At 56.9% G+C, this 22,799-nt stretch carries 22 protein-coding genes and 4 tRNA genes; 23 read left to right on the forward strand and 3 right to left on the reverse strand.

All coding sequences use genetic code 11. The annotated features are described in order from the left end of the window. Positions 1–67 precede the first annotated feature (67 nt). Genes CBB62_04365 through CBB62_04380 form a run of 4 tightly spaced genes read left to right on the forward strand, consistent with a single transcriptional unit; the run spans position 68 to position 4,062 of the window. The gene (locus CBB62_04365; protein OUT41573.1) at positions 68–1,180 is read left to right on the forward strand and encodes a spermidine/putrescine ABC transporter substrate-binding protein PotF; all 1,113 of its coding nucleotides are present in this window, start codon (positions 68–70) and stop codon (positions 1,178–1,180) included. Positions 1,181–1,183: 3 nt separating this feature from the next. Then, complete coding sequence (locus CBB62_04370) at positions 1,184–2,344, forward strand: hypothetical protein (protein ID OUT41574.1); 1,161 nt, start codon at positions 1,184–1,186, stop codon at positions 2,342–2,344. Continuing rightward, positions 2,344–3,255: a putrescine ABC transporter permease PotH gene (locus CBB62_04375; protein ID OUT42642.1), complete on the forward strand. Its 912-nt coding sequence runs from the start codon at positions 2,344–2,346 to the stop codon at positions 3,253–3,255. The genes CBB62_04370 and CBB62_04375 overlap by 1 nt, the downstream gene beginning before the upstream one ends. A gap of 3 nt (positions 3,256–3,258) precedes the next feature. Beyond that, the gene (locus CBB62_04380; protein OUT41575.1) at positions 3,259–4,062 is read left to right on the forward strand and encodes a putrescine ABC transporter permease PotI; all 804 of its coding nucleotides are present in this window, start codon (positions 3,259–3,261) and stop codon (positions 4,060–4,062) included. Position 4,063: 1 nt separating this feature from the next. Here the strand turns inward: CBB62_04380 and CBB62_04385 are convergent, their stop codons facing one another. After that, the gene (locus tag CBB62_04385) at positions 4,064–4,201 is read right to left on the reverse strand and encodes an entericidin (GenBank protein OUT42643.1); all 138 of its coding nucleotides are present in this window, start codon (positions 4,199–4,201) and stop codon (positions 4,064–4,066) included. A 212-nt stretch (positions 4,202–4,413) separates the two neighbouring features. Here CBB62_04385 and CBB62_04390 point away from each other — a divergent pair, with 212 nt between their 5' ends. The 5 genes from CBB62_04390 to CBB62_04410 all read left to right on the forward strand — a co-directional run bounded on the left by CBB62_04390 (position 4,414) and on the right by CBB62_04410 (position 8,656). After that, a complete protein-coding gene (locus CBB62_04390; GenBank protein ID OUT41576.1) occupies positions 4,414–5,274 on the forward strand; it encodes a hypothetical protein in 861 nt (286 codons plus the stop codon). Between the two features lie 68 nt (positions 5,275–5,342). Further along, a complete protein-coding gene (locus CBB62_04395; protein ID OUT41577.1) occupies positions 5,343–6,494 on the forward strand; it encodes a hypothetical protein in 1,152 nt (383 codons plus the stop codon). 1 nt (position 6,495) lies between these two features. Further along, complete coding sequence (locus tag CBB62_04400; GenBank protein ID OUT41578.1) at positions 6,496–7,809, forward strand: hypothetical protein; 1,314 nt, start codon at positions 6,496–6,498, stop codon at positions 7,807–7,809. A 176-nt stretch (positions 7,810–7,985) separates the two neighbouring features. Continuing rightward, positions 7,986–8,294 carry a hypothetical protein gene (locus CBB62_04405; GenBank protein OUT41579.1) on the forward strand — a complete coding sequence of 103 codons (309 nt, stop codon included), beginning with the start codon at positions 7,986–7,988 and terminating at the stop codon, positions 8,292–8,294. Further along, positions 8,294–8,656, forward strand: coding sequence for a hypothetical protein (locus tag CBB62_04410; GenBank protein OUT41580.1), 363 nt, complete (start codon positions 8,294–8,296; stop codon positions 8,654–8,656). Before CBB62_04405 ends, CBB62_04410 begins: the two co-directional genes overlap by 1 nt. A gap of 10 nt (positions 8,657–8,666) precedes the next feature. On the opposite strand, the gene CBB62_04415 is transcribed toward CBB62_04410, so the two are convergent. Both CBB62_04415 and CBB62_04420 read right to left on the reverse strand, forming a co-directional pair. Beyond that, positions 8,667–8,742 (reverse strand) — tRNA-Thr (locus CBB62_04415). 71 nt (positions 8,743–8,813) lie between these two features. Then, complete coding sequence (locus CBB62_04420) at positions 8,814–9,773, reverse strand: 23S rRNA (guanosine(2251)-2'-O)-methyltransferase RlmB (protein ID OUT41581.1); 960 nt, start codon at positions 9,771–9,773, stop codon at positions 8,814–8,816. A 147-nt stretch (positions 9,774–9,920) separates the two neighbouring features. Between CBB62_04420 and CBB62_04425 the strand changes: the two genes are divergently transcribed. The 14 genes from CBB62_04425 (at position 9,921) to CBB62_04490 (ending at position 22,795) form a co-directional block, all read left to right on the forward strand. Then, positions 9,921–10,005 (forward strand) — tRNA-Tyr (locus CBB62_04425). Between the two features lie 149 nt (positions 10,006–10,154). Further along, positions 10,155–10,748, forward strand: coding sequence for a hypothetical protein (locus CBB62_04430; GenBank protein ID OUT41582.1), 594 nt, complete (start codon positions 10,155–10,157; stop codon positions 10,746–10,748). An 85-nt stretch (positions 10,749–10,833) separates the two neighbouring features. Next, positions 10,834–10,907, forward strand: a tRNA-Gly gene (locus tag CBB62_04435). A gap of 177 nt (positions 10,908–11,084) precedes the next feature. Further along, positions 11,085–11,160, forward strand: a tRNA-Trp gene (locus CBB62_04440). Between the two features lie 59 nt (positions 11,161–11,219). Next, the gene (locus CBB62_04445; protein ID OUT41583.1) at positions 11,220–11,417 is read left to right on the forward strand and encodes a preprotein translocase subunit SecE; all 198 of its coding nucleotides are present in this window, start codon (positions 11,220–11,222) and stop codon (positions 11,415–11,417) included. A 63-nt stretch (positions 11,418–11,480) separates the two neighbouring features. Continuing rightward, entirely contained in the window at positions 11,481–12,014 is a 534-nt protein-coding gene (locus tag CBB62_04450) for a transcription termination/antitermination protein NusG (GenBank protein ID OUT41584.1), read from the forward strand. A gap of 139 nt (positions 12,015–12,153) precedes the next feature. Then, positions 12,154–13,107, forward strand: coding sequence for a glycosyl transferase (locus tag CBB62_04455; GenBank protein ID OUT41585.1), 954 nt, complete (start codon positions 12,154–12,156; stop codon positions 13,105–13,107). An 82-nt stretch (positions 13,108–13,189) separates the two neighbouring features. Further along, positions 13,190–14,569 (forward strand): hypothetical protein, encoded by a 1,380-nt coding sequence (locus tag CBB62_04460; GenBank protein ID OUT41586.1) that lies wholly within the window; start codon positions 13,190–13,192, stop codon positions 14,567–14,569. Between the two features lie 38 nt (positions 14,570–14,607). After that, complete coding sequence (locus CBB62_04465; GenBank protein OUT41587.1) at positions 14,608–15,318, forward strand: hypothetical protein; 711 nt, start codon at positions 14,608–14,610, stop codon at positions 15,316–15,318. A 274-nt stretch (positions 15,319–15,592) separates the two neighbouring features. Next, on the forward strand, positions 15,593–16,024 hold the full coding sequence (locus CBB62_04470) for a 50S ribosomal protein L11 (protein OUT41588.1): 432 nt from the start codon (positions 15,593–15,595) through the stop codon (positions 16,022–16,024). 5 nt (positions 16,025–16,029) lie between these two features. Further along, complete coding sequence (locus CBB62_04475; protein ID OUT41589.1) at positions 16,030–16,734, forward strand: 50S ribosomal protein L1; 705 nt, start codon at positions 16,030–16,032, stop codon at positions 16,732–16,734. 377 nt (positions 16,735–17,111) lie between these two features. Continuing rightward, a complete protein-coding gene (locus tag CBB62_04480; GenBank protein ID OUT41590.1) occupies positions 17,112–17,630 on the forward strand; it encodes a 50S ribosomal protein L10 in 519 nt (172 codons plus the stop codon). 69 nt (positions 17,631–17,699) lie between these two features. Next, positions 17,700–18,077, forward strand: a complete 378-nt coding sequence (locus CBB62_04485; GenBank protein OUT41591.1) for a 50S ribosomal protein L7/L12 — start codon at positions 17,700–17,702, stop codon at positions 18,075–18,077. A gap of 521 nt (positions 18,078–18,598) precedes the next feature. Further along, on the forward strand, positions 18,599–22,795 hold the full coding sequence (locus CBB62_04490; GenBank protein OUT41592.1) for a DNA-directed RNA polymerase subunit beta: 4,197 nt from the start codon (positions 18,599–18,601) through the stop codon (positions 22,793–22,795). The last annotated feature ends 4 nt before the right edge of the window (positions 22,796–22,799 follow it).

Consider the following 22,799-nt stretch of genomic DNA (forward strand, 5'->3'; position numbering starts at 1 on the left):
ACTATCTGCCGTCTCAGGACACGCAAACTGCTGATAACGCAGCATAACAATCAGGAGCATCTCTACGATGTCATCAAAATTTGCCGTTAAATCCCTGCTTGGCGCGACGAGCGCGCTGGCCATGCTTTCCATTACCGCCACAGCAATGGCACAGGAGAATGTGGTCAATATCTATAACTGGTCCGACTATATCGGCGAGACCACGCTCGAGGATTTCACGGCAGCAACCGGTATCGAGGTGAATTACGACGTTTACGACAGCAACGAGGTGCTGGAAGCCAAACTGTTTGCCGGTAACTCCGGTTATGACGTGGTCATGCCGACGGCCCAGCCGCAACTGGCGCGCCAGATCGCTGCCGGTATCCACCAGAAGCTCGACAAGTCCAAGGTACCGAATTTCGCCAATCTCGATCCGGCCATGCTGGAGCGGGTTGCCGCTGCCGATCCGGGCAATGAATATGCTGCCATCTATCAATGGGGCACCAATGGCTTCGGCTATAATGTCAGCATGATCGAGGAGCGCATGCCCGATGCACCGGTCGGCAGCTGGGATATGGTGTTTGACCCGGATGTGGTGAAGAACTTCGCCGATTGCGGCGTCACTCTGCTCGATAGCCCGTCGGAAGTCATGCCGATCGTGCTGCATTACCTCGGCCATCCGCCACAGAGCGAGGATGAAGCCCATCTGAAAGAGGCCGAAGAGTTGCTGCTCTCGATCCGCCCCTATATCAAGTATTTCCATTCGTCCCAGTACATCAATGATTTGGCCAATGGCGATACCTGTCTGTCTGTTGGCTTCTCTGGCGACATCGTACAGGCACAGGTTCGCGCTGAAGAGGCGGAAAACGGTGTCGATATCACCTATGTGATACCGGAAGAAGGCACGGTTGTCTGGTTCGACATGATGGCGATCCCGGCCGATGCACCGCACCCCGAAAACGCGCTCGCCTTCATCAATTTCGTGCTCGACCCGGAGAATATGGCCGGCATCACCAACTATGTCGCCTATGCCAATGCTGTGCCTGCCTCGCTTGAGTTTGTTGATCCCGAGGTGAAGGAAGACCCACAAATCTATCCAAGCGCCGAAACCCAGGAAAAGTTGTTCAGTGTCGGTGAAGTGACGCCCAAATATGAGCGTGCCCGTACCCGCCTCTGGACCCGTGTGAAGGCAGGGCGCTAGGCCTTGTCAGCACCACAATCGCAACCGGATCTGGAATTCGGTGCCATCTCTCTGCGGGGCGTCACCAAACGATTTGGTGACGTCACCGCCGTTGATGCGCTGGACCTCGACATTGCGGCGGGGGAGATGTTTTCCCTGCTCGGTGGCTCCGGTTCCGGCAAGACGACGCTGCTGCGCCTGCTTGCCGGGTTCGAGCAGCCGGATGAGGGCAGCATCCTTATTGACGGCGTCGATATGGCGGGCATACCCGCCTATCGCCGCCCGGTCAATATGATGTTCCAGTCCTATGCCCTGTTTCCGCATATGAGTGTCGCGGCGAATATCGCCTATGGCCTGCATCAGCGAAAGCCGAAGCCGGACAGGGCAACCATTGCCAGCGAGGTCGAACGCGCCCTTGCCATGGTCAAACTCGACGGGTTCGGCGGGCGCAAGCCGCACCAGCTCTCCGGCGGCCAGAGACAGCGGGTGGCGCTCGCCCGCGCCATCGTCAAGCGGCCCAAGGTGCTGTTGCTCGACGAACCACTCGGTGCATTGGACAAGAAACTGCGGGAGCAGACCCAGCTCGAGCTGATCCGTATTCAGGCCGAGACCGATATCACCTTCATCATCGTCACCCATGATCAGGAAGAGGCCATGGCCCTGTCCGACCGGATCGCGGTGATGGATCATGGCCGGTTGAAACAGGTCGGGACCGCCCGCCAGCTCTATGAGGAACCGGCGGATGATTTCGTTGCCGGGTTCATCGGTTCGATCAACCTGTTCGATGCCACGGTCAGCGCGATCAATGACGATTGTATTATCGCCGATTGCGACGGGCTGGGTCAGGGCATCAGGCTGCCCAAGGATAACCTTGCAGCCCTGCCGCAACTGACGGTTGGCAGCAGCTTGCGGGTCGGCATCCGGCCTGAATGTATCGGCATCGTGCCGGTTGATACCCCGCCGCCTGATATGGCGTCCGGGGGTGACTGGAACCTTGTCACCGGCAATACCCGCGATGTGGCCTTTATGGGTGATCATCTGCGGGTTGCCGTGGAACTGCCCGATGGCGGTGTGGTTCGTGCGGTTCGGCATCAGGGGGACAAACAGGCGGCAGCGCTCGAGATCGCCGCCCCGGCCCGGCTGCAATGGCTGGTCGAGGACGCCTACTGGTTCCCGGCGCCATGATGACGGTAGCGGGCAAATATCAGGCATTGGTCCGGCGGGCAGGGATCGTCCTGCCGCCGCTGGTCTGGCTCGGCATCTTCTTTCTGCTGCCGTTTTTGGTAATTGCCAAACTGTCGCTGGTCGACCTTGCTTTGGCCCGCCCGCCCTATACCCCGCTGCTTGACTGGTCCGGTGCTGGCTGGCCGAAATGGCTCGGTGATCTGGAGAATTTCGAGCTGCTGTTTGGCGACGAGCTTTACCTTGCCGCATTTCTGGGATCGTTGAAAATAGCCGCTGTCACAACGCTTATTTGTCTGACAGTCGGATTTCCCATGGCCTATGCCATCGCTCGGGCGGCACCGCGTCTGCGCATCATTCTGGTGACCGCGGTGATCCTGCCGTTCTGGACCTCGTTTCTTATCCGGGTCTACGCGTGGACCGGGTTGTTGCGGGACAATGGCATCATCAATGGTTTCCTGATGGATTGGGGGCTGATTGATGCGCCGATCCGTATCATCAACACCGATACTGCGGTTTATATCGGTACGGTCTATACCTATCTGCCGTTCATGATCCTGCCGCTCTTCGCCGCGCTGGAGAAGCTCGACTGGTCACTGCTCGAGGCATCGGAAGATCTGGGCGCTCGCCCGTGGTGGGGTTTTATCACCATCACCCTACCGCTAGCCCTGCCGGGCATTATTGCCGGTGCCCTGCTGGTGTTTATCCCGGTGACCGGTGAGTTTGTAATTCCGGCGCTGCTCGGCGGACCGGATACGCTGATGATCGGCAAGGTATTGTGGGAAGAGTTCTTCAATAACCGCGACTGGCCGGTGGCATCCGCCCTGGCGATCATGCTGGTTGGTGTGCTGATTATTCCGCTGGCATTTCTGCAGAACATCTATACCGGTTCGGCCGACGGGGAGGGGCGCTAGATCATGCAACGCCGTGGCCTGCTCCTGACCGCCTCGCTGATCTTCGGGTTGGTGTTTCTCTACACCCCCATGCTGGTGCTGATTATCTATTCCTTCAACGAGAGCAAGCTGGTTACCGTCTGGGGTGGCTGGTCGGCCCGCTGGTATGTGGAACTGTTCAGCAATGACCAGCTGCTGACAGCCGCGTTCCTATCGCTGAAACTGGCGGCGATTTCGGGATTTATGGCGGCCATTCTGGGTACGCTCGCTGCCTATGCGCTCGACCGCTTCGGGCGATTTGCCGGCAGGCGCTTGCTCGGCGGGCTGATTTCCGGGCCGCTTGTCATGCCGGACGTACTGATCGGCCTGTCTCTGTTGTTGCTGTTTGTGGCGATGGAAGACCTGATCGGCTGGCCCTCGGGTCGCGGGGCCACGACCATCGTTATTGCCCATGCCACCTTTGGCCTCTGCTATGTTGCACTTGTGGTGCAGGCGCGGCTGCAGGGCATGGATCGGTCAGTGGAAGAGGCGGCACAAGATTTGGGTGCACCGCCAGTGAAAGTGTTCTTCACCATCACCCTGCCACTGATCCTGCCCGGTGTCATTGCCGGGTTCCTGCTTGCCTTTACCCTGTCGCTTGATGATCTGGTGATTGCCAGCTTTGTCAGTGGACCGGGATCATCGACCCTGCCGATGGTGGTATTCTCGAAAATCCGTTTAGGCGTCGATCCACAGGTCAATGCGTTGGCAACGCTGTTGATTCTGGCGGTGACCTGTGCCGCACTTGTAGGCGCCTGGCTATCTGCCAGACGCCTCAAGCGAGCCTGATTTACATATCATCCTGAACATCATTGGCAGCGTCAGAGATGCCATCGCCTGCGGCCTCAATGTCTTGGCCAGCACCATCCACCGTATTACAGGCGCTAAGACCAAAAGCAGCAATCAGAACGAGGACAGCTGCCGTCATGTTGAATTTATCTTTGTCGATGAATTTTATCATTATCTGGCTCCTCAATTACAGTCATTGAGTAAACGCTGATAGACGGTTTTGGTTCATAAAAAACAATGGATTGGCGCGCTCAAACTTTCTGACCTGCCTGTCTATCGCTTGGTCAACAATCGCCAGAAATGCTATTTAATTAGGTGTAACGGGTACTCCGCAACGGGATCATCAATTTGATGCAAGGGCAAACCCTCCAGCTTGATCAGCAGGATATCGAAGCCGGGCTCGGTGATTACGTCCGGGCGCTGGTTGCCGGTGACCGCGCGGCGGCGCTCAACTGCCTTTCGCCCCGCTTCACCCGGCATATGGGATTGGATGCCGGTGGTTTCGTTGATTACGAGATCGCCGAGTTCCGACCACGGGTCGAGCCGTATTTCCTCAAGGAAGGCACGTCCGTCAAAATCCACGACTGGAACCGCGAGACCGGCGATATCGACTACTTCGTGTTCAACCGGCGCGGCCAGATGATCTATGAGGAACAGAACCGTATCGACGAGGCGGGGCGGCTAACCGGCGATGGTGGCGAGTGGGAATTTATCTCCAAGCTGAAATTCCGCAAGGATGCGGCGGGGCGTGTCGAGGTCATTCGCGGCCTTTGCCTGCGGCACCAGCGCTGGAAGCCGACCGGGCTGGTGGTCTATAACCACGCAGCGGACAATCTGAGCCTGAAACCCAGCAGCTATGATGAATACGCCTCGGTCTGTGAATTTCATATCGAGGGCGATGCCGGTACGGCGATCACTGCCGATGTCATGGTGACCGCGGGCATTCCCGGATCGCGGGAGCGCAAATCGCTGGTCATGCGGGGCACGGACCATCCGTATTACCTGCCCGACCTGTTCCCGGTGATTTCAGGATGCACGATCCGGCTGCCGGCATATCCGCTGATCTACTGGGCACTCAATGTGGAAACCGCCGATGGAAAACGTCACCGGCTTTATAACCCGGCGGAAACAGAGTATGTTTTTGATGAGCCTGTGGTTTTTGCCGTGCTCAATGACGCCGTCGATAATGATTGGGAAGTGGTGACCGGATGAGCCTGTCTGGCACAGCAGCAGAAAGACCGGGACTTGCCGGGGATGCAGGGTCTGGACAGTCACGGGCCATGCCCGGTGACGCCAAGCAGTATGAGACGCTGATAGTCAATCTCGATTACGCCGGACGCTGTGCCGGTTCCTGCCCGGTTTGTGCGCTGTCCGCCGAAGAACGGGCCAGTACGCGGCCATTTCTCAATCCGCTGACGGTTGAGAATGCTTTCCGTGAAATCACGACGCTGGGCCATACCTCCTGTCGTGATCTGGTGCTCGGTGTTGGCCGGGGTAATATGCTCGATCTCGGTGACGGGGTGGTTGAGCAGCTCAATGCCATTGCCGCATCAGCTGCCGGTGCGTTCAGTTTCGACCGTGGGCTGATCGAGATTGCCACCTCGGTTATGGGACGCCTGCCGGATCAGATCGCGCGGGCCGAACGGATTGTATCCGGCTTCCGCGAGGCTGATCACAACCTCGATGCCCGGTTTGTCGTGGTGGCCAATGCCGCCAATGAATCCGCCAGTTACTGGCAGCATATCTGCAGCTTCATCGATCACATGCTGGGCCTGCGCGGTGGCGGTGACGGGGATGGCGATATCCTGTTGCTCAATCTGTCGCTCGGCCAGCTTCCGGATATTCCTAAACTGATGGAGCATGTGGGCAAATATGGCTTCCCGGTCAATGTGACCTGGGCCCCGAGCCTCGACCCGGCAGCTGCGAACCCGGATACCTATCTGGCGCTCGAGGACTGGCTCGCGGAGTGGTATGTCGCGCTCAGGTCACGGGGCATGGACAGCAGTCTGGTTGCCCGGACGGCAGATGCCATGACCCATACCCAGAGCGATATGGACAGTCTGCAAACCCAGCTCGAGGGCCATGGCAATATGCTGCTGTTTGTCGATGGGCAGGGGCAGATCCATTACGGCTTCTCGGCGGTCAGTGCCGATATGGATCCGGTGCGGTTCGCCAGCGGCGCGGTGCGGCAACAGCAGGGACAACAGAAAATGGTCCGCAGCCCCGGCGAGGAGCTGGGCAACCTCATGCGCTGGCCTGCCTGCCGCAGTTGCCCGCATGTGCAGGCCTGTGTCGTCTCCGGTGCCTATAAATCGGCCCTGCTGTCGATCGAGCGGCTGGCGCGTGACAAGCGCATCTGTCCATCCGGCATGCGCTCGGTCTTCGCCTGTCACGATCAGGTCTCCGCGTCCCGCTCCCATCTGTCGGGTTGAGATGACGGGGCATACGGCCAGCCTTGATCGCGCATCCATGACCGGGCGGTACAATCCACGCGCTGTGGTTTCCACCTGTTTTACCCGCACCTTCACACACCGTGAGCAGGGCACGCTGGTCGAGGATGATTACCCTCTGACCCTGCTGCTCTCGGCCACGGATGCGGGTTTTTTTGATCATCTGACCGGGCTGGCGATTGATGACTATCGGATCGAACTCAACCATGAGCGGGGTTCAGTCCATCATCTGGGGCGACACAGTGATCCGCTGTTCCTGATTGCCGATCAGGACGGTCGCCCGGCTCTAGAGATCAACCTCTATGACATGAGTGCTGCCAATCTCAATGGCTCCGTTCTGGAATTGCAGGCGGATGACGGTCAGGTCATGACGCTCGCGATGCAGGTACAGGACGCGCCGGTTGATGTGCAGCTGCTGAGCTCGGAACTGTTCAGGGATGGGCATGATTGTGCCCTCACGGTATCGGCGCCGGAGGGTGGCGAGATAATCTGGCAGCGCATGGTCAATGGCCGCTTTGTCGAGCAGCGCCAGACCCTCGCGGTTGGCGAGCAGCGGATCGCGATTCCGCCAGCCTTTGCCGACTGGTTCGGTATCTGCCTGACCAGCCGTTCGCTTTATGGCGCAGTCGAGCACAAGCACATGATTATCGGCGAGTTGGGGCTTGGCTCGGGCCGATGGTTTCTCGACTTCTCCAATAATGCCCTGCTGGCCCCGCGCATGGCCGATCCCATGCGCTACCGGTCCCTGCTCGTGCTGTGCCGGAGCGATGTGCCGTCAATAGAGGATATCCGGGCATGGCTTGAAAACTGGGACGAGGTGGAGATTGTCGCTGATGCTGGCATTCTGGCGCATCTGGAACATGTCTGCCGTAACAAGCGGATCAGCCTGCGCGGTTTGCCACAGGATGAGTTGCTTGTCTTGGGTGGCGACAGCGCAGGCGATGATTTTGCCGGGTGGCTGCTGGAAGCTGTCTCGGGTTGTGGTAAAAGTCCGAGTGTCGGGCAATGGCTGGGTGCGCGGGTCAATCGCGGGTCCATGGAAAACGCGGCCCATTATGGCATCGGCTATGCCTATGACCATGGCTGGGCGGCTTGCCGGTCTGATGAGCGTGCCGAACTGATTGCCAGCGCCGAACGGTTTGATCGCCGCCGCTTCCTGATGAAATCAATGCCGTGCAGCAGTTGTCCGCAATCGGCACGGGATATTTGTCACAACCTGCTGCCCCGGCCATTTGACATTGAGCGCCTGTGGGTTGGTGGTAATTGTCTCTTGCAGGAAGGGTTATTGAGAGAATAATCGCGCGGCATCCATATGGCTTTTTCGTTGCCATATATCTGGCCCACATGAATGTGTTTGGCTGCGTTGGTATGTCGGGTTTTAAAAGCGGTGGATTAACGCTAGACTGTTGATACTGGTTTGCTACGGGGTTGGAAACTATGCATTCGGTAAAACAATTTTGCGTCGCAGGGGCTTTGGCGTTCCTGTCACTGGGATTTGCAGCAGGTGACGCTGCCGCACAGCAGCGGGTCACGGTTCGGCTGCAGCCCGTGGTGTATCAGGGCACCAATTCCAGTGTGATTTCTCTTGTGCAATCAACCAACCAGTTGCTGGCACAGTGCCACAATACCGGCACCATGAATGTGCGTGGCGCGCAGCAGATTGTCCGATCTGCGGAACGTCTGGCGCAAACCCTGATTGCCCGAGGGCTCGAGGATCAGGATATGCCGGCTGTACGGGACAGCGTTCAGTATCTTTGGCTTGCCCAGTATAATTGCCCGTAATGGCCTTGTGGTTTGGTGACATTATGAAAAGAAACATTCTCTCCATTCTCAGCATCTGTGTGATGGCCATTTCACTGGGCATCGGTCCTGCCACGACATATGTTCATGCTCAGGGTGTCGAACAGAGCTCAACGCTGAATGAATTGGCCTATTCGGGCAGTATCCCGCAACTTCAGCGTGTCAGTGTGCTGATTACCACAGAGATGCAGGCGTGTTTTTCCGGGCGTGGTAATCCGGCGGCCACACGTCAACTGGCAATTCAGATCACACGGTTGGCCCAGCTTCAGGGATTGTCGGAATCAGATATCCGATACCTGTCTTTTGCCTATGTCACTGCCTGGGAAGCGAGTTTCCGCTGCTAGCGCGGGTGGATGGTGCCGGCTGAGGGACTTGAACCCCCGACCTTCGGTTTACAAAACCACTGCTCTACCAACTGAGCTAAGCCGGCCAACGCATCTGGCGGGACTTTAGCCAGATCGGTTTTTCGTCGCAACCAAACTTATCTGAAACGCCGTGTTTTTATCCCTCGGCCTGCTGGGCAGCGGCGCGTGACCATTCATAGAGCGTGACGGCAGCGGCGTTGGAGACATTGAGGCTCAGGATCGGTGGCAGGGTCGGCAGACTGATCGTATGGTGGCACCGCTCGGCGACCAGACGGCGCAGGCCGCTGCCTTCTGCACCCATGACCAATGCGGCGCGTTGGGTAAATTTGGTGTCGCCGAGAATGGAATCACCGCGCTCATCAAGGGCATAGGCGATGAAGTCATGCTCTTCCAGCCAGGCCAGTGTCCGGGAAATATTGGTGACCTTGACGTAGGGCACATGTTCGCTGCCGCCTGACGCAATCTTGGTCATGACGGCGGTCTCATCCGGGGCATTGCGGTCCTGTGCCACCACTGCAACCGCCCCAAAGGCAGCGGCGCTGCGGATAATCGCGCCGATATTATGCGGGTCGGTGACCTGATCGAGCACGATCAGGCAGGCTGGGGCATTCGCTGGCAGCGCCTCGATCACGGTTGGCAGGTCGGGTTGCATCAGCGGTGCCACATCGATCGCGATGCCGTTATGGCCGGGTGCATCGGTGATGGTCTCGGCGAAGGCACTGTTTTTGAGCACTTCAGGTTGCGGGCGACCGAGGCCTTTCCCTGCCGCCTCGTCAAGCGCGCTACGCAGGGTCTCCAGACCGTTCTCGGTGGTGACAATCCGATGGATGCGGCGCTTGGCATTCAGCACGGCTTCGATCGAGGCGTGCTGGCCATAAAGCCAGAAGCCACGGGCCGGCATCCGTTGGTCGCGATTGCCGCGTTTGGATGAACCTTTGCCCTGCTGATAATAGCGACTGGAGCCGCCCATATGCAGGGTGTTTGAGTCGCCGCCGGATTGGTTGCCAGACTGGCTTCCCGATTGGGCGTGACCCGCCCCGGATGATTTCCGGCGGGTGTTGCGACGAGGGCGTTTTCCGCGGTTTTCCTGGCTCATATCGTGGCTCTCTTGGCGATCATGGTGGCTGATTTGGACAAATTTTACGATTGTTTGCAATCTTCTGACGCTAGCCGGTTGACAGCGAGGGGGTGTTAGCCCTAATTCCTTCCGCTCCGCAACGGTAATTCCGTTTCTGGCACCCGTGGAGGGGTGGCCGAGTGGTTAAAGGCAGCAGACTGTAAATCTGCCCGCATAGCGTACGCAGGTTCGAATCCTGCCCCCTCCACCATTCTCCTTACAGCATTGAGACAGTCGGGTTAAGTCGGCCCGGTTGAGTCGGGCATGTCCCGATTGCCATCAGTCGGATAGTGTGATAGGAATTTATACCTATTATTAACCATGAGGTATGATATCATGCTTGGACAATTAGGCATCGGGATGGGCCAGCAGGCCAGACATAAAGCGCTGTCGGCAATCCCCTTGCCCCCATTCGATCCCGAGGCTGGATTATCCCTGACCGGGGTATTTGATGTGGGTGGCATTACCGATCCGCTGACCGCTTATCTGACATCGGATATGGTTTTTGCCGCCGATGCGGTGCTGCCATCGACACCGGCAAATGGTGTGCTGTTCGAGCACGGGGGCGGGGAGACCGGGCACATCGTTTTGTTACGCGATGGCGGTCACACCTTGCGCGTGCGTGCCGGTGATGGAGCCTCGCCATATGACACGAACAGTACGGCTGTGCTTGATGTCACGGATTTCCCACAGGATGACCAGTTGCACAATCTGGTCTGGGATATACGGATATCGGGTCCCGGTCGTGTCCGGCTCTGGATCGACGGAGTTCTTGCCGGGGAGGCCGTCACCACCGGGGGCAGTCTTGAGACCGGCAAGTGGTCCGGTGGCGGTACGGGCAACTTTGCTACCGGCACCGATGCCAACGTCTATGGCGAGATCTGGGTGGTGCCGTGGCCTGCCGCAGTCACTGGCCAGTTGCGCATGTACGCCGGGCAACTCGTGGCGGTATAGGTTTGATCCGGCATCGGCGCTGTGGTTAAAAACAACAATAGCCTCTTGGCCAGCGCGGTATTCTGTCTTATATGACTGCCGCAGCGCGGGCGTTGTGTAATGGTAAGACCTCAGCCTTCCAAGCTGATGATACGGGTTCGATTCCCGTCGCCCGCTCCAAATTCTCACTCGACAGTCCTGTTTTTCATATGCCTGAAACCGGCTTTTTGGTTTTTGGTGATGATGGCAGTTGCGCCGGGCGCAACGATTGGCTATTTAACAGGCTCAGCTTACAAATCGAGATAGGGATAACGACCGGTTGGGCGAACCCTGCTTGCTTGATTTCAGGCTGTACACAGGAGCGTAGCTCAATTGGTAGAGCACCGGTCTCCAAAACCGGGGGTTGTGGGTTCGAGTCCCTCCGCTCCTGCCATCTCTGATGCAGATGGCAGGTGGTATTTTTCATCAAGGACAAGGTAAGGCCTGAAAGCAATGGCGACTTGGCGCCCCGTACAGTTTTTCCGCGAAGTGCGCAATGAGGCCGAAAAGGTCACATGGCCATCCCGCCGTGAAACCATGATGACTTCGTTCTTCGTGTTCCTGATGGTGACATTCTGTTCAATTTTCTTCGTCGTTGCCGACCAGCTCATCCTGTGGGCCGTTGCGGCAATTCTCGGCATCGGCAAATAAGGGCTCTCGCCCGACGACATAACGAACCCGGTCTCGGCCGGTTTTCTCAAGGAGGATGCAGCGATGGCTGACGCCCGCTGGTATGTAGTTCACGTTTATTCCGGTTTTGAAAACAAGGTTGCGGAATCCATCCGCGAGAAAGCGGCCAAGGTTGGTCTTGAGGATGCTTTCGAGGAAATCCTTGTGCCGACCGAGGAAGTCGTCGAGATGCGTCGCGGCCAGAAGGTGAATGCCGAGCGCAAATTCTTCCCCGGCTATGTGCTGGTCCGCATGAAGCTGACCGACGAGAGCTGGCATCTGGTCAAGAACACCCCGAAGGTCACCACCTTCCTCGGTGGTAGCGGCAAGCCGATGCCGATCCCGGATCGTGAAGCCGAGCAGATCATGAATCAGGTGCAGGAAGGCGTCGAACGTCCACGGCCGACCATCACCTTTGAAATCGGTGAGCAGGTTCGCGTCTCCGATGGTCCGTTCGCTTCCTTCAATGGCAGCGTCGAGGAAGTCGACGAAGAGCGCGCCCGCCTCAAGGTTGCGGTGTCGATCTTCGGTCGCTCAACCCCGGTCGAGCTTGAATTCAATCAGGTCGAAAAGACGTAAAACCCCCGAATTTCGGCTTTATTGCCATAACACGGCCCTGATTTCTGTCAGGGCCGTTTTTTGTTTTGCTGTCTACTGTTTTTCGTTAGGCTGAAACCGTTGAATCAATTTGCTAATTGATGATTTCAGGTGACCGGCCATGAAGCTTATGGTGCAGATACCATGCTACAATGAGGCTGGTACGCTCCCCGAAGTTTTGCGCGATATTCCGAAAAGCATTGAGGGTATCAGTGTCATTGAGGTGCTGATTATTGATGATGGCTCGACCGATGAAACGGTTGCCGTGGCGCGTCAACACGGGGTCCAGCACATAGTATCCCACAAGGCGAATAAGGGACTGGCGCGCAGCTTCCAGTCCGGCATTGAACGCTGTATCGAGCTGGGTGCGGATATCATCGTCAACACCGATGGCGATAACCAGTATGCCGGTTCATCCATTCCCGATCTTGTCCGACCGATTGTCGAGGGTAAGGCCGATGTGGTGATCGGTGATCGCCAGCCGGGTAGGAATACCGATTTCTCGCTGCTGAAACGGTTGTTGCAGCGCTTGGGCAGTGCCGTTGTCCGGCATGTCGCCCGGGTTGATGTGGGGGATGCGGTATCGGGTTTTCGTGCCTATAGCCGGGATGCAGCGCTGAAAATCAATGTGATGACCTCTTTCAGCTACACGACGGAAACCCTGATCCATGTGGGTCAGCAGGGGTTGTTGGTAAAGTCGGTGCATGTGGACACCAATCCGGTGACCCGGCCATCGCGGCTGTTCAAGTCGATGGGCCATTTCATCAAGAAACAAGTGGCAACAATCCTCCGCAGTTATGCCATGTACCGACCGTTGCATGCGTTCTCCATGCTTGGTGCAACCATGATCCTGATCGGCCTGATCCCGGTCCTGCGGTTCCTGTATTTTTATTTCATCGGCGAAGGGGACGGCAAGATCCAGTCGCTGGTTCTTGGCAGTACGTTTCTGGTCATGGGATACATCACCTTTGTCGCGGCGATTATCGGCGACACCATTTCAATCAACAGGCGGTTGATCGAGCAGCTGCTGGAGCGGGTGAGGAAGATAGAGATCGACTTCGATGATAAAAAATAGAGAAGTCCTGTTCTTCTGCTGCTTTGTTTTCTTTTCGGTTTTTTACGCATTGGTTGCTGCCGGGTATCTGTGGTCCGGTTACATGCCTGCCTTCGGGCAACAGGTGTATGATTATTACTATCTGTCGCTGATCGACGGGCGAATGGACATATCGCCACGAATTATCCGGTTCGAGGGGCATTACACTCCTGACGGGTTGGCCGTGATCTATCATGGCGTGGCACCGCTGGTGACCAGAGCGCTTTTGGCGCCGTTTGTTGATATTCGCAGCCTGTCCCTGGCCCCGTTCTCAATCTGGCTGTGGTCCGTGATCGGCACTGGCATTTATCATGCCTTGTTTGCCCGATATCTGGCTAATCAGGTGATTGAGAAAAACAGCGTTTACCTGCAGTTGCAGTTTCTGCTGGCGATCGGTCTATGGCTTGGCGGTCCGGGACTGCTGCTGGTTGCCAATACCGCCATGTATCATGAGCCGATCAGCATGACCTATGCGCTCGTTGCGGCGTTTGTCTGGCTGATCCTGTGGCAGCACCGGAATATGCCGGGCCGCGATATGAGGTGGCGGCTGGTGCTGCTTGCCCTGCTGGCCGGGCTGGTCCTGCATGCGCGTCCAAATGTTGCTGTCGGTCTTTATCTGGCGGTTGGTCTGTTGTCACTCTACAGCCTGTACCGGAACTGGCGGCTGGCGCTGGTGCCGGTTGCCTGTGCCGGCATTGTGCTTGGTCTGCTGACCGCCGGTTATCTCGGTCTGAATGCCATGAGGATGGGGTCGCTGTTTGCTGTTCATGGCAGTTTCGGCGCGTCCGATATCCAGTATGGCGAGACCTTTTTCGGACTGGAGCAAACCGACAGCATACGGGCTGCCGCCTTCGAGCAATATGGCCGTTTCAACCCGTTGCGTATTATACCCAATCTGGTCATCTATCTGGGTGATTTCGAGTTTTCCAGCGCTTCTGTCCTGCTGCGCTGGATACATGCTGTCATTATCTCGGCGATGGTAGGGTTTGTCCGCATTGAGGGACCGAGTGTCGGTGTTATCTTCCTGTGGCCGCTGTGGTTCATTCTGGCTGTGCTTGGGGCAAAACGTCTGCGACTGGCGCTGACCCCGACAACCCTCCTGCTGGCAGGACTTGCCTGTTCGGTGTTGCTGACCCTGAGCTATGGCACGATTGCGCTCAGATACCGCATAGATATGTGGCCCATGATCGCGGTGTTACTGATCCCCGGTATCCAATCCTTTGCCGCGGTTCCGGCTGCCGGCGGGCATGCTCGCCCACAATTGCTGGCAATCGCCGCAGTCATCCTGTTCGGTGCCTTCATCAGCCTGAAGGCGGCGGCGGTCTATTCGGAATATTTCACCTACAACATCTTTTCCTTGCCGTGGAGTGATGCGGAATGTCACGACATCATGCGGCACAAGGGGTTCGATCAGGCCGATGTTGAGCGGCTATGCCTGATATAGGCATGGAGCGGCAATGATCGGGGCAGGGGCAGGCATTGATGGGAAAGCTCAAGCAGTTCTATATATATGTGATTCGTTGGCTGGGACGCCTGCTTGCAGCGCTGCACATCCTGCCGCTGATCGACCGTCATCGGCATATCCGTTGGTGTCACTGGTTCAGCAGTCTGTTTGCCATCCATGATCTGGAGCGCATGCTGACCTTTGATGTGCCGTGGTGGACCTATAAGGCCATTGATCAGGTCGAGGCCTTTTGCCAGGCCAATCCGGATATCCGGGCATTTGAATACGGCAGCGGTGCCAGCACCATCTGGCTGGCCAAACGCTGCCAGCGTGTTGACAGCGTTGAGCATGATGCCGGTTGGTATGGTTATCTGACCAATAGTCTTGCTGAATTTGACAATGTTTCCCTGACACTGGTGGAGCCGGATGATGCTGATCAAAACGAACCGACCTCATACAGGTCCGGCAAGCACGGTTACACAGACAAAAGCTTCAGGCGTTATGCCTCGGCGATAGATCAGACTGATGGGCAGTACGACCTGATTGTGATTGATGGCAGGGCTCGCAATGCCTGTCTGGATCATGCCCTGTCTCGCCTCTCCGCCCGCGGGATTGTCGTATTTGATAATTCATGGCGGGGCCGCTACAAACCGGCCATCGCCGCATCCGGTCTCAACAGTACTGTACATACCGGACTGACGCCGTGCCTGCCGGTACCGGATCAGACCACCATCCTCCGGCATCGCTGATAACAGCGCGGCTGTCCGGTGCGCCTCTCCGGTGCCTGTAGTGCAGATTTATCCTTGCTTTCTTGGCGGCAACACTGTTTATTCCGCGCCGCTGACGTCGGTGGCATGTCCACCGCGCGCAATTTTGCGTGGGAGGCTGGTATCGGGTGCTACTCCGCCTGATGCCGGAAAAAGCCGGACCACGCACCCTTCGGATCACCGCGATTGACGGTATCCGCTTTTGGAAGCGGGCAGGGTGCCCGTTGCCGTAACATTGGGTAAATGGAGCAAACCAATGGCTAAAAAAGTCACTGGCACGATCAAGTTGCAAGTGCCTGCCGGTAAGGCAAATCCATCGCCACCAATTGGCCCCGCACTGGGTCAGGCCGGCGTGAACATCATGGAATTCTGCAAGGCATTCAACGCCAAGACCGGCGAAATGGAGCCTGGCATTCCGCTGCCGACGGTCATCACTGTTTATCAGGACCGTTCTTTCACCTTTGAAACCAAAACCCCACCGGCTTCCTTCTTCCTGAAGAAGGCAGCGAAAATCCAGAAGGGTTCTGGCGAAGTTGGTAAAGGCGCTACCGTTGGTCGCGTCAATCGCAAACAGGTCAAGGAAATCGCGGAAGCGAAAATGCAGGATCTGAATGCTGCCGATATCGATGCTGCGATGAAGATGATCGAAGGATCAGCGCGCTCGATGGGCATCGAGGTAGTGGAGTAAGCGACATGGCTAAAGCAGGTAAGCGTATTAAAAACCTCCGCGATTCATATGATCGCACCCAGGCTCTGGCGCTCGGCGATGCCGTTGCTCTGGTCCTGAAAAATGCATCGGCCAAATTCGACGAGACCGTTGAGGTTTCCATGAATCTCGGTGTTGACCCACGTCACGCAGACCAGATGGTTCGCGGCATGGTTACCCTGCCAAACGGCACCGGTAAAACCGTTCGCGTCGCTGTCTTCGCGAAAGGCGACAAGGCTGATGAGGCGAAAGCCGCAGGTGCCGATATCGTCGGGGATGAGGATCTGATGCAAACCATTCAGGGCGGTACCATCGATTTCGATCGTTGTATTGCTACCCCTGACATGATGCCGGTTGTCGGTCGTCTCGGTAAGGTGCTCGGCCCACGTGGCCTGATGCCGAACCCGAAACTCGGCACCGTCACTCCGAACGTCGCTGATGCCGTCAAGGCTGCCAAGGGCGGTTCTGTTGAGTTCCGTGTCGAGAAAGCCGGTATCATCCATGCCGGTGTCGGCAAGGTCAGCTTCGGTCAGGACAAGGTTCAGGAAAACATCCAGGCCCTGATCGATGCGATCACCAAGGCAAAGCCATCAGGCGCCAAGGGTACCTACATCAAGAAAATCACCCTTACGTCAACCATGGGTCCGAGCATCACGGTTGAAACAGGTGACATTGCCAGCGCAGCAGCGTAAGTTGCGCACCGAATTCGGATCGGCGACCGTTTGATCGGCCGCTGATCCGCTAGCTGCTACCGGGTTGGTTTACCGATCCGGCAGCAACTGTCCAAGACCGCAGGTGTTGAGAACCGGCATGCCGGTTTGATGCTTAAAACCGTAGTTCGCCTGCCGAGACAGAAGATCAAGCAAGGTTTTTGTTGATGGGTTGAGCCCGTCAGTCAAAGGCCCCTTGCCATCAAGACCTTCTGGGACAGAAACCAAACGGGTGATGCTGCGGCGACCTTATCGGGTCAAGGCGGTCTGAACCCATGTTTGCCATCCGACGGGGCCTTCACGGTATCGCCGGGTGGTGTTTTGAACCGAAGAAGCAAGGCAAGAGGAGACCTATTGACGTGCTTCGTAATGAAAAACAGGCGCTTGTTGCGTCGCTGAACGAGACTTTCGCCGGGGCATCCCTCGTCGTCGTCAGCCACTATTCAGGGCTGAGCGTTGCCGAGATGGAAGCACTGCGCGGTAAGGTTCGTGAAGCAGATGCGGGGTTCAAGGTAACCAAGAACCGTCTGGCCAGAATTGCTCTCGAAGGTACTCAATTCGAGGGTATGGCCGATCTGTTCAAGGGCCCGACCGCTATCACCTATTCGACCGATCCGGTTGCGGCGGCGAAGGTGACAGCAGACTTCGCGAAAGAAAATGAGAAACTGCAAATCGTCGGTGGTTCGATGGGCTCGCAGATTCTGGATGCCGAAGGCATTCAGCAGCTGGCCAAACTGCCATCTCTCGATGAGCTGCGTTCTAAAATCATTGGCGTGCTGCAGGCTCCGGCCCAACGCATGGCAACTGTTACCCAGGCGCCTGCTGCCCAGCTGGCGCGTGTATTCCAAGCCTATGCCGATAAGGGAGAGGCTGCGTAATTCCGCGCAGACCCAGGCCCTGTTGGCTGTTTGATCTTAAATAACGAGACACATTGAAGGATTGAAACAATGACCGATCTGACCAAACTGGTTGAAGACCTGTCAGCTCTGACCGTTCTTGAAGCTGCTGAGCTTTCCAAACTCCTCGAAGAGAAGTGGGGCGTTTCTGCAGCTGCTGCTCCTGTTGCTGTTGCTGCTGTTGGCGGTGGCGATGCAGGTGCTGCTGCTGAAGAGAAAACCGAATTTGACGTTATCCTGGCTTCTGCCGGCGACAAGAAAATCAACGTCATTAAAGAAGTTCGTGGCATCACCGGCCTCGGCCTCAAGGAAGCCAAAGACCTCGTCGAAGGCGCTCCTAAAGCCATCAAGGAAGGCGTTGACAAAGCTGAAGCTGAAGAGCTCAAGAAAAAGCTCGAAGAAGCTGGTGCTACCGTCGAGCTCAAGTAATCTGCTTGACAGCACAAGTTATGTGTTTGGAACGCGGCTGCCATTCGGCACGCCGCGTTTCGCACGTTATGAGGGCAACAAATCCGGGTTTTCTGCGGCTCCCGCCTTCATGACTTGACAAACTCACGAAGTCGTGGGCGAAAAAATTATAAAAGACGATTGCCAGCGCGCTCGAGTCTGCCTATAACACCATACTTCCGATGCAATGGATTATCGCGTTGACGCGCCGAGGTGGCATGTTTTTAGCCGAAAATTTACTGCCGTGCCGTACTGGCCAGAGAGTACGCGCGCGCTTTTTGCTGTCTGCAGCCCATGGCGGGGCAGGCAAACAATTCGTCACGCCTGTTGTTCGGAAAAGTTAAAAATTTCAAAGTTTTAGATATTGGGTCCGGCGGCGTACCGAACCCGATGTCATGGGGTATCAAACGGTCAAATGCGGCTGAATCGCTGTTTCATTGGTGTTGGGAAACAGGGATCGGCTGGCAACAGATTTAAAGCAAGCGGTTAAGGATAGAATAGCTATGGCGACTCCGTTCACGGCGCAAAAACGAGTGCGTAAGAACTTTGGTCGGATTACCGAAGTCACCGAGATGCCGAACCTGATTGAGGTTCAACGCAGCTCATATGATGTCTTCCTGCAGCCCAATGAGGATCGCTCCTCTGGTCTGGATGAGGTTTTCCGCTCCGTATTTCCAATCCGCGATTTCTCCGATCGCGCCGAACTCGACTTCGTGTTCTATGAACTGGAAGAGCCGAAATATGACGTTGAGGAATGTCAGCAGCGCGGCCTGACTTATGCTGCCCCGCTGAAGGTGACCCTCCGTCTGTCCGTCTTTGATGTTGATGAGGAGAGCGGTCTGCGCTCGATCCGCGATATTAAAGAACAGGACGTCTATATGGGCGACATGCCGCTGATGACCGATAACGGCACCTTTGTCGTCAACGGCACCGAGCGGGTTATCGTCAGCCAGATGCACCGTTCTCCCGGCGTGTTCTTCGATCACGACAAGGGCAAGACCCACGCATCCGGTAAATATCTGTTCGCATCACGCGTCATTCCTTACCGCGGTTCATGGCTCGATTTCGAGTTTGATCCGAAAGACCTCGTCTATGTGCGTATCGACCGTCGCCGGAAACTGCCGGTGACCACACTGCTCTATGCGCTCGATAGTGCCGAGACCGAAGATTACCGCAAAGAGATCGAGGCCAAGAAGGCCGAAGGCATCGATGCTGAAGTTGATCGCATGATGATCAACGGCATGAACCGTGAGGAAATCCTCTCCAGCTTCTATGGCAGCATGGTGGTCAAGCGCACCAAGTCCGGCTGGGTGACCGATTTCGATCTGGATTCCATCAAGGCGCTGAAAATCTCCGGCGATCTGACCGATGGCGACAGCGGCGAGGTTATCCTCGAGTCTGGCAAGAAGCTGACCCCGCGCACCATCAAGAAACTTGAGGAAACCGGCGTCAAAACCATTCTGGTGCCGGAAGAGCATCTGGAAGGCATGTATCTGGCAACCGATCTGGTCGATATGACCACCGGTGAAGTCATGAACGAAGCCGGCGAGGAAGTTGACGAGGATCTGCTGGCGGCTCTCAACGAGCGCGGCATTGATGAAGTCAGCCTGCTCAAGATCGATCAGGTCAATGTCGGTGCCTATATCCGCAACACCATGGAAGTCGACCGCAACGCAACCCGTGAGGATGCGCTGATCGATATCTATCGCGTCATGCGTCCGGGCGAGCCGCCAACCCTCGAGAGTGCCGAAGCACTGTTCCAGGGCCTGTTCTTCGATCAAGAGCGTTACGACCTGTCGTCTGTCGGTCGCGTGAAGATGAATTCACGTCTCGACCAGCAAACCGACGACCAGCTGCGCGTGCTGCGCAAGCAGGACATTATTGCCATCCTGAAAATCCTCGTGGACCTGAAGGACGGCAAGGGCGAAATCGACGATATTGACCACCTCGGTAACCGTCGCGTCCGTTCCGTCGGTGAACTGATGGAAAACCAGTATCGCGTTGGTCTGCTGCGTATGGAGCGCGCAATCCGTGAGCGTATGAGCTCTGTCGATATCGACACGGTCATGCCGCACGATCTGATCAATGCGAAGCCTGCTGCTGCTGCAGTGCGTGAGTTCTTCGGTTCATCACAGCTCAGCCAGTTCATGGACCAGACCAACCCGCTGTCGGAAATCACCCACAAGCGTCGTCTCTCGGCTCTTGGACCGGGCGGTTTGACCCGTGAGCGTGCCGGCTTTGAGGTTCGTGACGTTCACACCACCCACTATGGCCGCATCTGCCCGATTGAGACCCCTGAGGGCCCGAACATCGGTCTGATCAACTCGCTCGCTACCTATGCCCGCGTCAACCGCTACGGCTTTATCGAAAGCCCGTACCGTAAGGTTGTCGACAGCAAGGTGACCGATGAGGTGGTCTATCTCTCCGCCATGGAAGAGGGCCGCTACACCATTGCGCAGGCCAACTCCGAACTCGACAAGAACGGCAAGTTCGTCGAGGACCTGGTTGACTGTCGTAAAGCCGGTGACGGTATTCCGGTGATGCCGGAAGCGATCGACATGATCGACGTTTCGCCGAAACAGGTTGTTTCTGTCGCTGCCGCCCTGATTCCGTTCCTCGAGAACGATGACGCCAACCGCGCGCTCATGGGCTCGAACATGCAACGTCAGGCTGTGCCACTGCTGCAGGCGGATGCACCGCTGGTCGGTACCGGCATGGAAGCCACCGTGGCCCGCGACAGTGGCGCCAGCATGGTTGCCCGCCGTACCGGTGTGGTTGACCAGGTCGATGGTAATCGTGTCGTTGTTCGTGCGACCGAAGAAACCGATCCGACCGCACCTGTGGTTGACATCTACAAGCTGCGCAAGTTCCAGCGCTCCAACCAGAACACCTGTATTACCCAGCGTCCGCTGGTGAAAACCGGTGACATGGTTCAGGCTGGCGAGATCATCGCTGACGGTCCATCAACCCAGTTCGGTGAACTGGCGCTTGGCCGTAACGTGCTCTGCGCGTTCATGCCTTGGATGGGCTACAACTTCGAGGATTCGATCCTGATCTCCGAGCGTATCGTGCGCGATGACGTCTTCACCTCGATCCATATCGAGGAATTTGAAGTCATGGCCCGCGACACCAAGCTGGGTCAGGAAGACATCACCCGCGATATCCCGAATACCGGTGAGGAAGCCCTGCGCAACCTCGACGAGGCCGGTATCGTCTATATCGGTGCTGAGATCGAGCCGGGCGATATTCTGGTCGGTAAGGTGACGCCGAAAGGCGAAAGCCCGATGACCCCGGAAGAGAAGCTGCTGCGCGCCATCTTCGGTGAGAAGGCATCCGACGTTAAGGACACCTCCCTGAAGGCGCCTCCGGGCTGTCAGGGTACCGTTGTTGACGTGCGTGTGTTCTCCCGTCGCGGTGTCGACAAGGACGAACGTGCCCTGTCGATCGAGCAGGCTGAAATCGAACGTCTGGCAAAAGACCGCGATGACGAACGCCGTATTCTCGAGCGTAACTTCTATGGTCGCCTGCGCGAGGTTCTGATCGGTCAGAAATCTGTTTCCGGCCCGAACGGCTTCAAGGCCGGTGATGAAATCACCGCTGAGGTTCTCGACCAGTTCACCCCGGGTCAATGGCGCCAGATCACCGTCGAAGACGACGATGTCATGGGCACCGTTGAAGCGATCGGTGCTACCTTCGACAGCGCCATCGAAGCCCTGCTGAAGCGTTTCGAGGACAAGATCGAGAAGCTCCAGCGCGGTGACGAACTGCTGCCGGGCGTGATGAAAATGGTCAAGGTCTTCATCGCTGTTAAGCGCAAGCTGCAGCCTGGTGACAAGATGGCCGGCCGTCACGGTAACAAGGGGGTTATCTCCAAGATCGTTCCGATCGAGGATATGCCTTACCTTGAAGACGGCACCCATGTTGACGTTGTTCTGAACCCGCTCGGCGTGCCGTCACGGATGAACATCGGTCAGATCCTTGAAACCCACCTTGGCTGGGCGGCTGCGTCCCTCGGCCAGCAGGTCGGCAAGACTGTGGATCGGGTACAGGCTCTGGCGCGTTCACAGCAGGATACCTCACCGATGATCGAGGATCTGCGCACCACGCTGAAGGAAGTCTACGGCGAGGCCCAGTACAAGGCCGATATCGAGCCGATGGACGAGAAACAGCTGCTCGAACTCGGTAACAACCTGCGCGGTGGTATTCCGATGGCGACACCGGTCTTTGACGGTGCCCGTGAGGAAGACATCAACACCATGCTGGAAATGGCCGGTCTCTCAAGCTCAGGTCAGGTTACCCTGACCGATGGCCGGACCGGTGAACAGTTCCACCGCAAGGTTACGGTCGGCTATATCTATATCCTCAAGCTGCATCACCTCGTGGATGACAAGATCCACGCACGGTCAATCGGACCATACAGCCTCGTTACCCAGCAGCCGCTGGGTGGTAAGGCCCAGTTCGGTGGCCAGCGCTTCGGTGAGATGGAGGTCTGGGCACTGCAGGCTTACGGTGCTGCCTATACCCTGCAAGAAATGCTCACGGTCAAGTCCGATGACGTTTCCGGTCGTACCAAGGTTTATGAATCCATCGTCCGTGGCGATGACAATTTCGAGGCCGGTATTCCAGAGTCCTTCAACGTTCTCGTGAAGGAACTGAAATCACTTGGTCTGAACGTTGACCTGAGCCAGCGGGCGCTTTGACGCC

The organism is Micavibrio sp. TMED2 (genome assembly GCA_002168225.1).
Lineage (GTDB): Bacteria > Pseudomonadota > Alphaproteobacteria > TMED2 > TMED2 > TMED2.

Excerpts from the sequence above, each read along its gene's own strand:
- CBB62_04365 (OUT41573.1), top strand. The coding sequence starts at position 68 with ATGTCATCAAAATTTGCCGTTAAATCCCTGCTTGGCGCGACGAGCGCG.
- CBB62_04375 (OUT42642.1), top strand. The coding sequence starts at position 2,344 with ATGACGGTAGCGGGCAAATATCAGGCATTGGTCCGGCGGGCAGGGATC.
- CBB62_04380 (OUT41575.1), top strand. The coding sequence starts at position 3,259 with ATGCAACGCCGTGGCCTGCTCCTGACCGCCTCGCTGATCTTCGGGTTG.
- CBB62_04385 (OUT42643.1), bottom strand. The coding sequence starts at position 4,201 with ATGACGGCAGCTGTCCTCGTTCTGATTGCTGCTTTTGGTCTTAGCGCC.
- CBB62_04390 (OUT41576.1), top strand. The coding sequence starts at position 4,414 with ATGCAAGGGCAAACCCTCCAGCTTGATCAGCAGGATATCGAAGCCGGG.
- CBB62_04395 (OUT41577.1), top strand. The coding sequence starts at position 5,343 with ATGCCCGGTGACGCCAAGCAGTATGAGACGCTGATAGTCAATCTCGAT.
- CBB62_04400 (OUT41578.1), top strand. The coding sequence starts at position 6,496 with ATGACGGGGCATACGGCCAGCCTTGATCGCGCATCCATGACCGGGCGG.
- CBB62_04410 (OUT41580.1), top strand. The coding sequence starts at position 8,294 with ATGGCCTTGTGGTTTGGTGACATTATGAAAAGAAACATTCTCTCCATT.
- CBB62_04420 (OUT41581.1), bottom strand. The coding sequence starts at position 9,773 with ATGAGCCAGGAAAACCGCGGAAAACGCCCTCGTCGCAACACCCGCCGG.
- CBB62_04430 (OUT41582.1), top strand. The coding sequence starts at position 10,155 with ATGGGCCAGCAGGCCAGACATAAAGCGCTGTCGGCAATCCCCTTGCCC.
- CBB62_04445 (OUT41583.1), top strand. The coding sequence starts at position 11,220 with ATGGCGACTTGGCGCCCCGTACAGTTTTTCCGCGAAGTGCGCAATGAG.
- CBB62_04450 (OUT41584.1), top strand. The coding sequence starts at position 11,481 with ATGGCTGACGCCCGCTGGTATGTAGTTCACGTTTATTCCGGTTTTGAA.
- CBB62_04455 (OUT41585.1), top strand. The coding sequence starts at position 12,154 with ATGAAGCTTATGGTGCAGATACCATGCTACAATGAGGCTGGTACGCTC.
- CBB62_04460 (OUT41586.1), top strand. The coding sequence starts at position 13,190 with ATGCCTGCCTTCGGGCAACAGGTGTATGATTATTACTATCTGTCGCTG.
- CBB62_04465 (OUT41587.1), top strand. The coding sequence starts at position 14,608 with ATGGGAAAGCTCAAGCAGTTCTATATATATGTGATTCGTTGGCTGGGA.
- CBB62_04470 (OUT41588.1), top strand. The coding sequence starts at position 15,593 with ATGGCTAAAAAAGTCACTGGCACGATCAAGTTGCAAGTGCCTGCCGGT.
- CBB62_04475 (OUT41589.1), top strand. The coding sequence starts at position 16,030 with ATGGCTAAAGCAGGTAAGCGTATTAAAAACCTCCGCGATTCATATGAT.
- CBB62_04485 (OUT41591.1), top strand. The coding sequence starts at position 17,700 with ATGACCGATCTGACCAAACTGGTTGAAGACCTGTCAGCTCTGACCGTT.
- CBB62_04490 (OUT41592.1), top strand. The coding sequence starts at position 18,599 with ATGGCGACTCCGTTCACGGCGCAAAAACGAGTGCGTAAGAACTTTGGT.